This window comes from Nocardia vulneris (assembly GCF_001613425.1).
In the GTDB taxonomy this organism is placed as follows: Bacteria; Actinomycetota; Actinomycetes; order Mycobacteriales; family Mycobacteriaceae; genus Nocardia; species Nocardia vulneris.
In genome coordinates, this window is record NZ_BDCI01000035.1 from 196,505 (window position 1) to 212,051 (window position 15,547).

At 69.5% G+C, this 15,547-nt stretch carries 14 protein-coding genes and 1 riboswitch; of the genes, 12 read left to right on the plus strand and 2 right to left on the minus strand.

All coding sequences use genetic code 11. The annotated features are described in order from the left end of the window. Positions 1 to 112 precede the first annotated feature (112 nt). Complete coding sequence (locus NVU01S_RS30695; RefSeq protein WP_043667991.1) at positions 113 to 553, minus strand: SAV_6107 family HEPN domain-containing protein; 441 nt, start codon at positions 551 to 553, stop codon at positions 113 to 115. Between the two features lie 145 nt (positions 554 to 698). Here NVU01S_RS30695 and NVU01S_RS30700 point away from each other — a divergent pair, with 145 nt between their 5' ends. From NVU01S_RS30700 to NVU01S_RS30720, 5 genes are all read left to right on the plus strand, one after another. After that, positions 699 to 1,331, plus strand: coding sequence for a GNAT family N-acetyltransferase (locus NVU01S_RS30700; RefSeq protein WP_043667993.1), 633 nt, complete (start codon positions 699 to 701; stop codon positions 1,329 to 1,331). Between the two features lie 7 nt (positions 1,332 to 1,338). Next, positions 1,339 to 2,904 carry a phytoene desaturase family protein gene (locus tag NVU01S_RS30705; protein ID WP_043667996.1) on the plus strand — a complete coding sequence of 522 codons (1,566 nt, stop codon included), beginning with the start codon at positions 1,339 to 1,341 and terminating at the stop codon, positions 2,902 to 2,904. After that, positions 2,901 to 3,881, plus strand: coding sequence for a carotenoid biosynthesis protein (locus NVU01S_RS30710; RefSeq protein WP_244467191.1), 981 nt, complete (start codon positions 2,901 to 2,903; stop codon positions 3,879 to 3,881). The genes NVU01S_RS30705 and NVU01S_RS30710 overlap by 4 nt, the downstream gene beginning before the upstream one ends. Before the next feature lie 56 nt (positions 3,882 to 3,937). Continuing rightward, positions 3,938 to 4,711: an LppM family (lipo)protein gene (locus tag NVU01S_RS30715; protein WP_014983146.1), complete on the plus strand. Its 774-nt coding sequence runs from the start codon at positions 3,938 to 3,940 to the stop codon at positions 4,709 to 4,711. 193 nt (positions 4,712 to 4,904) lie between these two features. Continuing rightward, complete coding sequence (locus NVU01S_RS30720; protein ID WP_043668150.1) at positions 4,905 to 6,041, plus strand: glycosyltransferase family 2 protein; 1,137 nt, start codon at positions 4,905 to 4,907, stop codon at positions 6,039 to 6,041. Positions 6,042 to 6,604: 563 nt separating this feature from the next. Here NVU01S_RS30720 and NVU01S_RS30725 read toward each other — a convergent pair. Further along, positions 6,605 to 7,336, minus strand: a complete 732-nt coding sequence (locus NVU01S_RS30725; RefSeq protein ID WP_052280424.1) for a hypothetical protein — start codon at positions 7,334 to 7,336, stop codon at positions 6,605 to 6,607. A gap of 505 nt (positions 7,337 to 7,841) precedes the next feature. Next, positions 7,842 to 7,936: riboswitch (SAM riboswitch) on the plus strand. A gap of 259 nt (positions 7,937 to 8,195) precedes the next feature. On the opposite strand from NVU01S_RS30725, the gene NVU01S_RS30730 reads away from it, so the two are divergent. The 7 genes from NVU01S_RS30730 to NVU01S_RS30760 are packed head-to-tail and all read left to right on the plus strand — an operon-like array spanning position 8,196 to position 15,546. Next, on the plus strand, positions 8,196 to 9,203 hold the full coding sequence (locus NVU01S_RS30730; protein ID WP_244467192.1) for an amino acid ABC transporter permease: 1,008 nt from the start codon (positions 8,196 to 8,198) through the stop codon (positions 9,201 to 9,203). Then, a complete protein-coding gene (locus NVU01S_RS30735) occupies positions 9,200 to 9,967 on the plus strand; it encodes an amino acid ABC transporter ATP-binding protein (RefSeq protein WP_043667999.1) in 768 nt (255 codons plus the stop codon). The genes NVU01S_RS30730 and NVU01S_RS30735 overlap by 4 nt, the downstream gene beginning before the upstream one ends. Further along, the gene (locus NVU01S_RS30740) at positions 9,967 to 10,941 is read left to right on the plus strand and encodes an ABC transporter substrate-binding protein (protein WP_043668002.1); all 975 of its coding nucleotides are present in this window, start codon (positions 9,967 to 9,969) and stop codon (positions 10,939 to 10,941) included. The genes NVU01S_RS30735 and NVU01S_RS30740 overlap by 1 nt, the downstream gene beginning before the upstream one ends. A 4-nt stretch (positions 10,942 to 10,945) precedes the next feature. Continuing rightward, complete coding sequence (locus NVU01S_RS30745) at positions 10,946 to 12,058, plus strand: LLM class flavin-dependent oxidoreductase (protein WP_043668005.1); 1,113 nt, start codon at positions 10,946 to 10,948, stop codon at positions 12,056 to 12,058. Then, complete coding sequence (locus tag NVU01S_RS30750; protein WP_043668007.1) at positions 12,055 to 13,674, plus strand: ABC transporter substrate-binding protein; 1,620 nt, start codon at positions 12,055 to 12,057, stop codon at positions 13,672 to 13,674. Before NVU01S_RS30745 ends, NVU01S_RS30750 begins: the two co-directional genes overlap by 4 nt. 2 nt (positions 13,675 to 13,676) lie before the next feature. Further along, a complete protein-coding gene (locus NVU01S_RS30755) occupies positions 13,677 to 14,687 on the plus strand; it encodes an ABC transporter permease (protein WP_043668010.1) in 1,011 nt (336 codons plus the stop codon). Beyond that, positions 14,680 to 15,546 carry an ABC transporter permease gene (locus tag NVU01S_RS30760; RefSeq protein WP_175068927.1) on the plus strand — a complete coding sequence of 289 codons (867 nt, stop codon included), beginning with the start codon at positions 14,680 to 14,682 and terminating at the stop codon, positions 15,544 to 15,546. The genes NVU01S_RS30755 and NVU01S_RS30760 overlap by 8 nt, the downstream gene beginning before the upstream one ends. Position 15,547 lies beyond the last annotated feature (1 nt).

The following is a 15,547-nucleotide window of genomic DNA, read 5'->3' on the forward strand; positions in this document are numbered from 1 at the left end:
CCGGGTAGGCGACAGATAGCCGACCTTGGCGGCTATCTCCCACCAATGATACGAGTTCGATCAGGGGCGTACCACCTAGTCGACCATAACTATGCGGTCGTGCCGCCTGTCACTATCCGGTCAAGCCGCCCGTCCAGCCCGGCGCGGGTCGCAAACGGGCTGATGCGGACAGCAGATCTTCCACGTCGTGCAGGAATGCGCCTACCCGCGAAGAGAACTCGTCGGCCTCGTCGTCGTCGACCGCACGATCGAGTCCGGCCTCCAGCGCGGCGCGCAACTCCGAGCGCGAGCTGAAGTAATCGGCCCACATCGTGAACTCGGGCGCGGCGCCCTGCATGAGCACCCACGCGTTGCGCGAACGCGCCCGCGGCGCGTTGTCCGCTCCGGTGAGCGCGATCACCGCGCCCGCGCCCCGTAGCGCGGCGAGATAGGCGGTGCGGAATCGTTCCCGCGGGTCTCGCTCCCCCGCGGCCTGCATGAGCAGGCCATCCGCTCGCTTCAGGAGCTTGCCCGCACGACCGGGCTGCCCCGGATGTTCGATCCGACCAGACATCTCCGGAGTCCCTTCACGACCTGAGCACCTGGAGCCAACACAACCTTGGTGTGACCGAACAGGTATTCGAACGTTTGAATTGAGATTGAATATAGAGACGCCCACCGACAAACTTCCGCGCCTGCGCTGTGGACCGACGAGAGTTATGACCGCCGTCAAGCCCAATCACACTCCCGCACCCGTCGTCGTCGACCTCTCCGTCGCGACCCTGCGCTCCCGGCTGCACGATGCGCTGGCGGTGTACGTCGCGGCGATGGACTATCCGCGCGGTACCGAACACCATCGCGCGCCCATGTGGACCGAGCACACCACCCGCGCCGGGTGGCAGGCGGTCGCCGCGGTGGTCCCCGAGGATTCGGGCGCGGTCGACCTACGCACGGCGCCCATCGTGGCGATCGCCTACGGCTACCGGGGCGCCGCGCACCAGTGGTGGCACCAGCAGGTGCACAGCGGCATGCGGCGCTCCGGCTGGCCGGAACACTCTGCGCGCGAGCTCCTTTCGGACTACTTCGAGCTGACCGAACTGCACGTGCACCCCACCGCGCAGGGTCGCGGCATCGGCGCCACGCTGCTCGAACGGCTGCTGCGCGACCGCACCGAACAGGCGGTGCTGCTGTCCACACCCGAGGTGGACCGGGAGGACAACCGGGCCTGGCGGCTGTACCGGCGCCAGGGATTCGGCGACGTGGTGCGGAATTTCGTGTTCGCGGGCGACAACCGGCCCTTCGCCATCCTCGGCCGGCGGTTGCCGCTCTACGGGACGACCGAGCAGCCGTGAGGGTCACGTGACGGTCATCGTCGTAGGTTCCGGCCACAACGCGCTGGTCGCCGCATGCTACCTGGCACGCGCCGGGCACGCGGTCGAAGTGCTCGAACGCGACGACGTGCTCGGCGGCGCGGTGTCGACGGTCGAGCGGTTTCCCGGCCATCTGGTCGACCGGGGGTCCTCCGCCCACATCATGATCCGGCACACCGGGATCATCGAAGAACTCGAACTGGCCGACTTCGGGCTGCGCTACATCGACTGTGACCCATGGGGTTTCACCCCGGCGGTCGGCGATCGCCCGCCCCTGGTCTTCCACCGCGATCTCGACGCCACCTGCGCGTCCATCGCCGCGGCCTGCGACGACCGTGCGGCCGCGGCATACCGGCGCTTCGTCGAGGTGTGGGGTCCGCGCAGCGCCCGGGTGATGCGCGCGTTCCGCGGCGGACCGACACCGGGCCGGCTGGTGCGCTCGTTCTGGGGGCTGGACGCGAAGAACGGCGGCAGCGCGCTCTCCCGCGAATTCCTGCAGTCCGGTGATGCCCTGCTGGACAGCTACTTCGAAGACGAACGACTCAAGGCGTCGCTGGCCTGGTTCGGCGCGCAGTCCGGGCCGCCGATGTCGGAACCCGGCACCGCGCCGATGGTCGGATTCGCCGCGCTGATGCACACCCTGCCGCCCGGGCGTGCGGTCGGCGGCAGTGGCGCACTGGCCGCGGCGCTGATCGCGCGGCTGCGCTCGGACGGCGGCGTGGTGACGGCCGGCGACGCGGTGACCAGCCTGCGCCGCGCAGGCGACGGCTGGCGGGTGCGCACCGCCGCGGGCCGAGACCTGCACGCCGACAAGGTGATCGCGGGCACCCATGTGCTGACCACGCTGGACCTGTTGCGTGACGGCGGATTCGACGCGGCGGTGCTCGAGGATTGGCGGCGGCGTATCCGGGTCGGCCCCGGCATCGGCATGGTGGTGCGGGCGGCCACCAGCGGGTTGCCGCACTACCCCGGCAGCTCCCCCGACGAATCAGCCAGGGGCCTGCAATTTCTCGTCTCCGATCGCAGGCAGCTGCGGCTCGCGCACGGCGCGGCCACCGCCGGTGACCTGCCGCCGCGCCCGGTGGTGCTGGCGATGAGCTTCAGCGCGCTGGACCCGAGTATCGCGCCGCCCGGCGAACATCAGCTCTCGCTGTGGGCGCAATGGCATCCCTACCGGCTGGCCGACGGCAGCGCCTGGGCCGCGCACGCGGAACGCGAAGCGGATCGGATCATCGCCGAAGTCGACTCCTACGCACCGGGTTTCACCGGCTCGGTGCTGCGCCGCCACGTGCAGACGCCGGTCGATCTGGAGCGGGAGATGGGTCTGCTCGGCGGCAATGTGATGCACGTGGAGATGTCGCTGGATCAGATGATGCTGTGGCGGCCGCTGCCGGAGCTGTCCGGACAGCGGGTGCCCGGTGCGCCCGGCCTGTATCTCACCGGCGCGTCCACCCACCCGGGCGGCGGGGTCTCGGGCGCGAGCGGTCGCAGTGCGGCCGCTTTGCTGCTGCGCGATCAGCGGCGCAGCCGATTCGCGTTGCCGCGCAGGCGATGAACGGGCCGGCCGAGGCGACGACGGGGCAGCCGACACAGGTTCCGGTTGCCCCACTCGCCGCCGTGCCACCGGATCCCGGCGCGCCATCGGCAGCACAGACCGAGGCACTCGGCACCGAGGTCCGGCGCACGGCACGGTTCCTCGTGCCCGCCGCGTGCGCTGTGCTGCTGGTGCTCGCGCAGATCGGTTATCCGCTGACCTCGGGTACCGGCCGCGATCGGGTCACCGTGATTGTCGTCCTGCTTTCGGCGGGAACGGCGTTGGCGCATGCGACGGCGACCCGGGGGCTCCGGTTCGCGCTCGGGTTCGCGGTGATCGTGTCGGGGCTCGGGTTGCTCGCCGAGATCGTCGGCACGGCAACGGGTTTGCCATTCGGGTGTTATGCGTACGCGGCGGACCGGCTCGGGCCCGCGCTGAGCGGGGTGCCGCTGGTGGTCGCGCTGGCCTGGACCGGTGGGCTCTACCCGGTGTGGGTGGTGGCCGGGCTGCTGGCGCGCGGCCCGGCGCGGCGGATCGCGCTCACCGCGATCGGCGCGGTCGGCTGGGATCTTTTCCTCGATCCGCAGATGGTCGCCGACGAACAGTGGACCTGGTGCGCCACCGACGCCGGACTGCCCGGACTGGCGCACATCCCGTACACCAACTACCTCGGCTGGTTCGGCGTGGCGCTGATGATGGGCGCGCTGCTCACCGTCTGGGCCCGCTACACGGCGGCGTCTGCGGGGCTCGACACTTTGTCAGCAGGGCTCGACAGGACAGCACCCGGATCGGACTCCGAAATCGACGTGCTGGTGCCCGTCGCGGTGTTTCTGTGGACATGGCTCGGGTCCGTGCTCGCGCACGCGGTGTTCCTCGGACTGCCCTACTCCGCCTGCTACGGCGGCATCGGGCTCGGTCTGCTCGGTGTTCCGCTGCTCCTGCGGTACCGCCGACGGCACGAAAACCGAGGCCTACGCGCTGCCCGCACAGCCCGATGAACCTCGTTCCGCCCGTCGCGTGGGCATCTGGACGAACGGCCTGGCACGATGTCTGCGTGCAGCCGAGTCCCGTCACCACGATCCCCGATGCCCCGGTCCTACCGTCGCCGCGGACGCCCCGCCTCGCCAGGCGTATCGCCGCGGCCGTCTTGCTCACGGCATTGCTGGTTCCGGTCCTCGCGGGCTGCCTGCGCGTGCAGGTGTCGATGGGTGTCTCGTCCAACGATCGGGTCTCCGGACGGATCGTCGCCGCGGTCGTGCCGACCGACCCCAAGGACAAGGGCCCGCAGTTGAAGGCCCCCGATTCGCTCGCCGCGAAGGTGCGCGTGGAGCCCTACAGCCAGGACGGCTATCTGGGCAGTCAGGTGTTCTTCGAAGACATGTCCTTCGGTGAAGTCGCCCAACTGGGCCAGCTGTCCGAACAGACCCAGGGCATGTTCCAGTTGCAGTTCCAGCGCACCGGCGACCTGGTCAGCCTCAGCGGCCGGGTCGACCTGAAATCCGTGCCGCCGCACGGCTCCGACGTCCAGTTCACCGTCGCGTTCCCGGCCCGGGTCGCCAAGACCAACGGCAACCGCGAGGGCGACAACATCGTGTCCTGGAAACTGCCGCCCGGCGACGTCTCCACCCTGCGCGCCGAAGTCAGCTACGCCGACCCCAACACCCGCTCTTTCGCGGGCTGGGCAGGCATCGTCGGCGGCATCACCCTCGCGGTAGCCGCGATCATCGCCGCCATGGCCTACATGGACCGCAACCCCGCGGCCCCCGGCGCCCCGACCGGATTCTCCTGGAGCCGCTGGTGGCGCACCGTCAAACAGAACCGCTGGTAGGCCTGGAAGTGCCCGTCCGCACAGGAGTGCGACTGTGCTGGAGACCGCTGGCTCACCATGCGCCGGTTGACAACACGCACGCCTGGCATGCCGGTATCGCTGCTACCAGCGGAGACCCTGCAGAAGCAGTCGGCACGGCGGTGCTGCGGAAAGCTGGGTTGCCTTGCGGCGGTTGACGGTACGCGCGGCCGACGTGGGGGCGTTGCTGACTTCGGTGGGGAGTGGGGTGGCGTTGTTTGGTGCCGGGATCGCGGCGTACAACTGGGTTACTGTGCGGCGGTTGACTGCTCAGGCGGACAGTGTGATCGAGCCGGTGACCGTGTGTGTTCCGGCGCGCGACGAGGCGACGCGGCTAGCGGGGTTGCTCGCGGACCTGCGAGCGCAGCGTGGGGTCGCGCGGCTGCGGGTGCTGGTGCTCGACGACGCGTCGGCCGACGACACCTATGGCGTGGCGCTCGAGGCGGCAGCGGGCGATCCGCGGATCACTGTGCTGCGCAATGACACCGAGCCAGCGGACGGGTGGACCGGCAAGGCGGCGGCGTGCGCGCGGCTGGCCCAGGATGTGCAGACGCCGGTGCTGGTGTTCCTCGACGCGGATGTGCGGCTCGCGCCCGACGCCATCGCAGCCGCGGTCACCGAACTGCGCCGCCGCCGCGTCGCACTGCTCTCGCCGTGGCCGTTCCAGCGGGCCGAATCCTTCGCCGAAGCGCTGGTGCAGCCGCTGCTGTGCTGGTCGTGGGCCGCGTCGCTGCCGATCACCGTGGCGAACCGGAGTTTGCGCCCGTCCACCGCGGTGGCCTGCGGACAGTTCCTCGTCTTCGACACCGCCGCTTACCGCGCCATCGGCGGACACGGCGCAGTAGCCGCCAGCCCCACCGAGGATCTCGACCTCGCCCGCACCCTGCGCCGCGCCGGCCACCCCACCGCCCTCGTCGCGGCGGGCCCGCTGGCCACCACCCGAATGTACCGGGACGCAAGCGAACTGGAAGCCGGGTACACCCGCTGGCTGTGGTCCGCTTACGGCGGCACAGTAACCGGCGGCTCTCTCATCGGAACCCTTGCCGCCCTAGCTTTTTGGATCCCACCGTTGGCCGCCCTCTGCGCCCGCGGCCGCACCCGCCGCGCCGGCCTCCTCGGCTCCACCGCCGCCGTAACCGCCCGACTCCTCGCCCGCTCCCTCGAACGCGGCGCACCCCCCACCCCCGCCGACCTCGCCACCGCCGCAAGCCACCCCCTCGCCATCGCCACCTACCTCCGCCTCTGGGTTCGCTCCCACCACACCCACCGCCGCGGCCGCCTCGAGTGGAAAGGCCGCCCCCTCCCCACCTGATCCCGCACCCCATCTGATCTCCACACTCCGACTCGACTCCGCACACCGCCTGATCACCCCCTCCGTCTGGTCCCCACCCTCCGCGTGGGGTCCCCGCAACCGCTATGCCATGACAGCGCAGGTGCGAGCCGGAAGCAGTGCAGCAAGCCAGAGCCGGGTGAGCCAGGTCGAAACGGTTGTGGCAGGCCGTAACTCACGCCCGGAAATCCAGGGCCTCGAACCGCCGCCGCCTTCCGGCGAGTCGACACGTCTGGTCAGTCGATCAGGAGGAATTGGTGGCGGAGGGCTCTTGGCCGATGCCGCCACCATTTCCTCCTGATCGGCAGACCAAGGAAGGAGCGCGGGAACTCAGCGCACCGCGATGAGCCCTACAGGACCGAGCCGTGGGTGGACGAGCTGCGCCCGGCCATGGGCGCGCAGCTTCCGATGCGCAGCGATGCCTTCGAACTCGACTCGCCACGGTGGCCACGGAGCGTTTTCTGATCCGCCGCACCCTTTCCGCGTTCCCGCACCCGCTGTGCCATGGCGGAGTGGGTGCGGGAACACGGAAGGGGTGCGGGAGTTCAGGGGACCTCGGTGATGCCTACGGTGGGGAGGAAGAGGCAGGTGTTGGTGCCGTTTTCGACGGTGCCGAAGACGGCGGCGAGGACGGTGCCGGATCCGGTGTCGACCGGGACGGCGCGGATGCCGCCGACGGGCAGGGCGGCGGCGAAGAAGTCCTGGACGGCGCGTTCGGCGAGCGGGCGTAGGGCGGGCGGAACCTCAGGGGGCACCATCGCGCGGAAGACGTCGGAGAGCGAACCCATCGACGCCATGCCTGCGCGCCCGGTGGTCACGTTCATCCAGGCGACCCGCATCCCGCTGGTGTCCACGCTGTCGCGACCGAGCCCGTACGGCATGAACGTGAACATCGTCTGCCCCGCCTTGACGGCGGACATATCGATCCCGGGCAACGTGATCGCCGTCTTCGGCCACGGGCCCGGCACGGCACCCGCCACCGCCGGAGCCAGCCCCAACGTCGTCCCCTCCAGGCAGAACGCCGCCGCCGTCGGATAAAGAAACGGCTGCATCCCGAACGCCCGCAACCCATCCACCGCCGCCTGATAAGTCCCGAACAAATCCGGCGCCGTCGCCCCGGATCGACCGACACGGCCACCGGGCGCAGTCGCCGTGGCGGCGGGCTGAGCCGTGACCGTGTCGGATCCCGGGGTGGCGGCTGCGGGGGCGGTGGCCGCGAGGGTGAGGGCGCAGGCCGCGGCTGTCGTGAGCATGGTCAGGCGGAGTGCTGCGGCCACGGGGACCTCTTCTCATCGTCGACACGACCGGGAAGTGAACGGTACTCCGGCAAACGTCGGCACCACGAGAAATCCGACATCGCTACCTTCGGGCGTGTCGCCCACACTTCCCCACCCAGTGCCTGCCCCAGCGCATTCCACCTGCACTCCCCCTGTGTTGGCTTCCCCACGTCGCGCAGAAAGGCGATCATCGGCGGTGAGGCCGGTGCGGCGACGCGGCAGTGCGCGGTGGCGCGGCGCGGCGACAAGTGCGCGGCGGGTGTACCAGTCGTGGAAGGCGGCGGCGCGGTGTAGTGGCGCCGCGGCGGGTTGTTCTCGCGGTAGTGGGATGGTGGGGCAGCTGCGCTGCGAACACTCAGCGCATGTTCGGCTATTGGTTATAGCGGGGGGTGGGAGGGGCGGCAAGGTCTACGCTCACGGTGATCGGTTTCCTTGTGCCGGGGTTTGCGTGCTGGGCATGATAATTCGGCTCGACCCTGGCATCGCCCGATGTCCGGATCGGGGTCAACCATCCAGAGCGACCGAGAGACCTGGCTCGTCGACGTCGCAGCAACCCCCCGGTTCACCGGGTGCGGGTGCTTCCGCCGGGACCGATGGAGGAACCGAAGTGATCAGCTCTGCTGTCCGCAGTACCCGGTGGGGTCGCCGACATATCGACCAGTGCAAGGTGACCGCCCAGAGCTGTCGAGGCTGACCCGCAGCCAGAGTGTGCACCCGTCGCTGGCCGGGTGATGCGACCGGCGCCCGACGCGGCGCGGTCACGTTCGTTCTTCCGAAGGACCCCGACCATGAGTGAGCGCAGCGAGCGACCAGCTGCCATGGCCGTCGAGCCGCCGCCGGACCTCGGCGGGGTGGCGTCATGAGTGCGTCCACCGCCCCCGATGCCCTGGCCGGCGACACCGTCACGGACGCGAAAGCACCCCGTGCCGAACACGAAACCCCGTCGCACACAACGGCCCCGACCGTGGCCAAGCCCTGGCACCCCTGGCGGTGGGTGATCAGCGCGATCGCGTTGATCCTGCTCGCCCAGTTCGTGCACGGCCTGGTGACCAACCCCGGCTGGGATTGGCCGACGTTCGCGAAGTACATCACCGCGAAGTCGGTGCTGTCGGCGCTGCGGGTGACGTTGGAGCTCACCGCGTGGGGTACCGCGCTCGGCTTCCTGCTCGGCACCGCGCTGGCCATCGCGCGCCTGTCGAACAATCCGGTGCTGCGGGTGATCTCGTGGTGCTACATCTGGGCGTTCCGCTCGATCCCGTTGATCGTGCAGCTGCTGTTCTGGTTCAACATCGCTTACCTCTACAACACGCTGTCGGTCGGGATCCCGTTCGGCCCCGCGTTTTTCACGTTCGAGGTGAACGGCGTGATCAGCGGCTTCACCGCGGCGGTGATCGGGCTCGCGCTGCATCAGGCCGCGTATTCGGCCGAGATCATCCGGGCGGGCATCATCTCGGTGGACGCGGGTCAACTGGAAGCCGCTGCGGCGCTGGGTATTCCGCGGGTGCGGCAGTTCCGCACGATCGTGGTCCCGCAGGCGATGCGGTCCATCCTGCCGAACGCGACCAACGAGGTGATCAGCCTGTTCAAGGGCACTTCGATCGTGTCGGTGATGGCGATCGCCGAACTGTTCTATCAGGTGCAGGTGATCTACGGCCGCAACGGCCGGGTGGTGCCGCTGCTCATGGTCGCCACCGCCTGGTACATCGTGCTGACCACCGTGCTGTCGGTGGCGCAGTTCTACATCGAACGGCACTACGCCAAGGGCGCGCAGCGCACGCCGCCGCCTTCTCCGCTGCAGCGCGTCCGGCTCAAGCTGCGCGAGATCGCCGAATCCGGTTCCGCCGCACCACGAGGAGCGACTCGATGACCGCCGCCACCGCCGTCGAGGTCCGCGGCGTCCACAAGTCTTTCGGCGCGCACGAGGTGCTGCGCGGTATCGATCTGACCGTCCGCTCCGGCGAGGTGGTGACCGTGATCGGCCCGTCCGGTTCGGGCAAGTCGACGCTGCTGCGGGTGATCAATCACCTGGAGTCGCTGGACGCGGGCACCGTGCACATCGACGGCGAGCTGATCGGCTATCGCCTGCGCCGCAACACCTTGCACGCGCTGCCCGATCGGGAAGTGCGAAAGCAGCGCTCCCGCATCGGTTTCGTCTTCCAGCAGTTCAATCTGTTCCCGCATCTGACGGTGCTCGACAACGTCACGCTCGCACCGCTTTCCGCGCAGCGCCGCGACCGCAAGGAGGTCGAGGCCGAGGCGCGGGTGCTGCTGGACCGGGTCGGCATCGGCGCGCTGGCCGACGCCTACCCGCGCACGTTGTCGGGCGGTCAGCAGCAGCGGGTGGCGATCGCGCGCGCACTCGCGTTGCGGCCCCGCGTGATCCTGTTCGACGAGCCGACCTCCGCGCTGGACCCGGAGCTGGTCGGCGAGGTGCTCGACGTGATCCGCGATCTCGCGCAGGGCGGCACCGCGCTGGTGATCGTCACCCACGAGATCGGCTTCGCGCGCGAGATCGCCGACACCGTCGTGTTTCTCGACGCGGGCGCCGTCGTGGAGCAGGGCCCGCCCGCGGCCGTGCTCGACCATCCCGAACATCCGCGCACCCGCGCGTTCCTCTCCAGAGTCCGCTGATGAACAGGTATCCGATGAAGCTTTCCGCCCTGGCCACCGCCGCCGCGACCGCCGTCGTGCTGCTGGCCACCGGCTGCACCGATCCCGAGGCCGAGTCGCAGACCCAGCCCGCCGGTGCGATCTCGTTCGATCTTTCGGCCGCCCAGACCGGCCGCGTCCGCGCACAAAAGGTGGACAGCATCGCGGCCGAAGTGCCGCAGGCGATCCGGGACCGCGGCACGCTGGTGGTGACCGGTGCGTCCGGCACCGCGCCGCCGCTGCGTTTCTACGCCGACGACGACAAGACCGTCGTCGGCTCGGAGGTCGATTTCGCCTCCTTGATCGCCGATATCCTCGGGCTGAAACTCGATGCGCAGGTGGCGGATTGGTCGCAGAACTTCGTCCGCATCGATTCCGGCGAGGTGGACGCGTTCATCTCCAACGTCACGGTGACCGAGGAGCGCAAGGAGAAGTACGACTTCGCCACCTACCGCAACGACACGGTCGCGCTGGAGGTGCCCAAGCAGAGCACGCTCGACTACCAGGACCGTAAGAGCTTGGCGGGCAAACGGATCGGTGTCGGCACCGGCACCAATCAGGAACAGCTGCTGGTGAAGTGGAACGAGCAGAACCGCGCGGACGGCCTGGCGCCCATCGACATCGCGTATTTCCAGCAGGTCAGCGACTACTATCTGGCGCTCGCCTCGCAACGGCTGGACGGCTACATCGGACCGAATCCGACGGCGATCTATCACTCCAGCACGGCGAACCAGACCAAGATCCTGGCCACCTTCTCCGGGGCGGGTGAGGCGCTGCAGGGCGAGATCGCGGTGCTCACCAAGAAGAACACCGGGCTGGTCACCGCGATCCAGCACGCGCTGAACTACGCCATCGAGCACGGCACCTATCAGCAGGTGATCGATCGGTGGGGCCTGAAGTCCGAGCAGGTCACCGAGTCCCGGATCAATCCGCCCGGCCTGCCGAAACAGCGGTGATCGCATGAAGTTCCTCTTGTTCACCCTGGTCACTCGCGTCCCCGACCCGACGACCGGACGGCTGCCCGGCACCAGGGAACGCCTGTTGAATGTCGTCGAACAGGCAAAGCTGGCCGAGGATCTCGGCTACGACGGGTTCGCCGTCGGTGAGCGGCACGAGGATCCGTTCCTCTCGGCCGCACCGCCGGTGATCCTCAGCCACCTCGCCGCGGTCACCTCACGCATCACGCTGTTCACCGCGGTCACCACGTTGAGCCTGCTCGATCCGGTGCGCGCGTTCGAGGACTACTCGACGCTGGACAACCTGTCCGGCGGGCGACTGGAGTTGATCATCGGCAAGGGCAACGGGGCCGCACAAGCCGAGCTGTTCCACGTCACCACCGACGACCAGTGGGACCGCAATCGCGAAGGCTACGAACTGTTCCGGGCGCTGTGGGACAGCGACAACGTCACCTGGTCGGGCCGGTTCCGGCCGGAACTGAAGGACGCCAAGGCTTTACCACGACCCTGGCAGCCGCGGGTCCGGATCTGGCACGGCAGCGCGACGAGCCGGGATTCGGTGGAACTAGCCGCGCGCAACGGCGATCCGCTGTTCTCGGCCAACGTCACCTATTCGATCGAACCGTACGCCGAACTGGTCCGGTATTACCGGGAGCGCTGGGCGTTCCACGGGCACGAGCCGGCCGCGGCGCTGGTCGGTGCGGGCACCGCAGGCTTCCATGTGGCGCGCACCTCGCAGCAGGCCAGGGACGGCTACCGGCCGGTCTTCGAGGCGCGACTGGCGTTGGCGCGCAAGCACGGCCTGCCGATCGTGTTCGAGACGCTCGACGACTTCGTCACCCGCAGTTCGGCTCTCGTCGGCAGTCCGGAGCAGGTGATCGACAAGGTGGGCCGGCAGCACGAGCAGTTCGGGCACGAGGTGATCCACCTGTCCGCCGAACGCGACGGCCGCCCCGAGATCGACTATCTGGACGGCCTCGCCCTGTTCCAGACCGAGGTGGCGCCGGAACTGCGCCGTCGAATTCCCAGCCGCCCCTTGGCCACCGGCGCCGACACCGCCGATTTCGACCCGCGGGACGTGCTCGTCCGCGCCGATACCTCTGGAGTTACCCCGTGATCCGATCCCGCCCCCGCATCGTCGCGCTGGCAGGCGCATTGGCCGCGGCGTCCACGCTGGCCGCCTGCGGCGCCGATGCGGCCGCACCCGGCGGCGACGCCGGTCCGCCGCAGCCGGGCGGCACCCTGCGCTACGGCCTGTCCCAGGCGCCGACCTGCTCGGACCCCGCGCAGGCGGGCACCAACCAAACCCTGTACGTGACAAGGCAGATCGTCGATTCACTGACCGATCAGGACCCGAAGACCGGCGAGCTGAAGCCGTGGCTGGCACAGAGCTGGGAGGTGAGCCCGGACGCGAAGGTGTTCACCTTCCGTCTGACCGACGGCGTCACCTTCAGTGACGGCACCCCGCTCACCGCGGATTCGGTCAAGCAGACCTTCGATTCGGTGCTCCGGCTCGGGTCTGCCAAGGCGCCGCTGGCGGGCAGTTATCTCACCAACTACGTGGGCACCACGGCCGTGGACAAACTGACCGCGCGGATCGAGTTCAGCAAGCCGAACGCGCAGTTCCTGCAGGCGTCCTCGACCACCCAGCTGGGCATCCTCGCCGCGGCCACCACGGCGAAGCCGGCCGAACAGCGCTGCCTCGGCGACAACATCGGCAGCGGGCCGTTCACCTACGCCAACTACCGGCAGGACGCCTCCGCGACACTGGCGAAGCGCATCGGCTACCAGTGGGGCTCGGCCGTCTTCGCGCATCGCGGCGAGGCCTATCTGGACAAGATCGAGTTCACGGTGGTGCCCGAATCCGGCGTGCGCACCGGCAGTCTCGCCTCGGGACAGCTGGACGCGATCAGCGATGCGCTGCCGCAGGACGCACCGCAGCTCGAGGCGACGGGTGGCCGCATCCTGAGCACCGCGAATCCCGGTGTGCCGTTCGGCTTCCAGACCAACGTGACGCGCGGTCCGCTGCGTGACCCCGCGGTGCGCCAAGCCCTGCTGCCCGCGATCGACCGGCAGCAGTTGGTGGACACCGTGCTCGGGCCGCAGTTCAAGCCCGCGACCAGTGTGCTGGCCAGCAGCACACCCGGCTACCGGGATTTCTCGGCACGACTGGCCTACGACCCGACCAAGGCCAAGAGCATTCTCGATCAAGCGGGCTGGGTGCCCGGCGGCGACGGTATCCGCGTCAAGGACGGTGTGCGCCTGTCCTTCTCGGTGCTGTTCAGTCAGGTGTTCGCGGGCAATCAGGCGATCATCGAACTGGTGCAGCAGCAGCTGCGGCAGATCGGGGTGGAGCTGAAGCTGGACCTGGTGTCGATCGCCGAGACCACGGCGCGCCAGGGCACCAAGGACTTCGACACCAGCTATGGCAACACCACCCGCGCCGACGGTGACATCCTGCGCACCTCGTTCGGCCTGGACGGCCGCAACCTCAATGCGCGCGAGGCCGTTCCGGCGCTCGACGACGCGTTGAACGGGCAGCTGAGCACCGCCGACACCGCTACTCGCCACACCCTCATCGGCACCGCCCAGCAGCAGGTGCTCGACGCCGGCCTGCTGATTCCGACGGTGGAGCTGTCCCAGGCGATCGGTGCGAGCAGCACCACGCAGGATCTGAAGTTCGAGGCCTCGGCCCGGCTACAGTTCTTCGACACCTGGCTGAGCGGGCGGTAGCGATGGCGCGCTATCTGGCTTCGCGGGTCCTGCAGGCGATCTGGGTGCTGTGGGCGGCGTTCACCATCTCGTTCGTGGTGCTGTATCTGCTGCCCGCCGACCCGATCTCGATCGCGGCCGACGGCGCCGGTGCGGGCACCCCGGTGGACAAGGCCGCCATCGCCGAGCTGCAGGCCCGCTACGGGCTGGATCGTCCGCTGTGGGAACAGTATTGGACCGCGCTCGGGCATGCGGTGCGTGGCGATCTGGGCCATTCCATCGTGACCGGCCAGCCGGTCACCGGCGCGATCGGTGACGCCTTGCCCGCGACGCTCGAATTGGCCGGGCTCGCCTTGCTGTTCGCGACGGTCGGCGGGGTGGCACTGGCGCTGGTGGCCGGCTACACCCGGCGGCCGTGGCTGCGCAGCACGCTCGACGCGCTGCCGTCGCTCGGTGTGTCGGTACCCACCTTCTGGACCGGATTGCTGCTGTTGCAACTGTTCTCGTTCCAGCTGCGCTGGGTTCCGGCGTTCGGCAGCCACGGGATCGCGGGCACCATCCTGCCCGCCCTCACCCTCGGCCTGCCGATCGGCGCGGTGATCGCCCAGGTGCTCACCGCCGGGCTCGAATCGACCTGGCGGCAGCCGTTCGTCGACGTGGCACTGGCCAAAGGCGGCTCGCGCTGGTGGGTACAGCGCAAACACGTGCTGCGCCCCGCCAGCGTGCCCACCTTCACCATCGCGGGCGTGCTGGTCGGCAACATGCTCGCGGGCTCGGTGGTGGTGGAGACCGTGTTCGCCCGGCAGGGCGTGGGACGACTCACCCAGACCGCCGTACTGGCACAGGACATCCCGGTGGTGCAGGGCATCGTGCTGCTCACCTCGACGGTGTTCGTCACCGTGAATCTCGCGGTGGACCTGCTGTATCCGCTGCTCGACCCGCGGATTGCCGCCCGTTCCCGGCGTGCGGCCGCCACGGACGAGACACCGCGCCGCAGCACCGAGACCGCGGAGGTGGTCGCGAACCATGGTTGATGTCCTCGAGGAGGGCCGCCGCGCCGCCCTCCCCCGGCTGCGCCGACCGGCGCTGCGCTGGAAATGGTTACGCGACAACGCGGTACTGCTGCTGTCCGGCGTGGTCGCGCTGCTCGCGGTCGGCTGGGCGTTGTTCCCTTCGTTGTTCGCGAGCGGCGATCCGCTGACCGGCGTGCCCGCGCAGAAATTCCAGAGCCCCAGCGCCCAGCACTGGTTCGGCACCGACAATCTCGGTCGCGACCTGTACACGCGAATGGTGCACGGCGCCGGACTCTCGCTCACCGCGACGCTGGCCGCGGTGGGTATCGCGCTGGTCGCCGGGTCACTGCTCGGCCTGCTGGCCGGCGCGGCCGGTGGCCTCGTCGACACCGTCGTCATGCGCGTCGTCGATGTGCTGCTGTCGATTCCGGCGCTGCTGCTGTCGCTGGCGCTGGTCACCGCGCTCGGCTTCGGTACCCGCAACGTGGCGATCGCGGTGGGTGTTTCGCTGGTCGCCAACTTCGCCAGGGTGCTGCGCTCGGAGGTGCTGCGGGTGCGGCAGGCGGCGTTCGTCGAGGCCGCGCGGGCGGGCGGGGTCCGCTGGCACACGGTGCTGCTGCGGCACGTGCTGCCGAACTCCTACCAGCCGGTGCTCGCGCTGGCCGCGGTCGAGTTCGGCATGGCGGTGCTCGCGGTCTCGGCGCTGAGCTTCCTCGGCTACGGCGCGAAACCGCCCACCCCCGAATGGGGCTCGCTGATCTCGGAGGGCCGCAACTATCTCGCCACCGCGTGGTGGATGACCACGCTGCCCGGCCTGGTCATCATCGCGGTCGTGCTCGCCGCGCAGCGCCTGGGACGCGCGGCAGGAAGGAACGAATAAC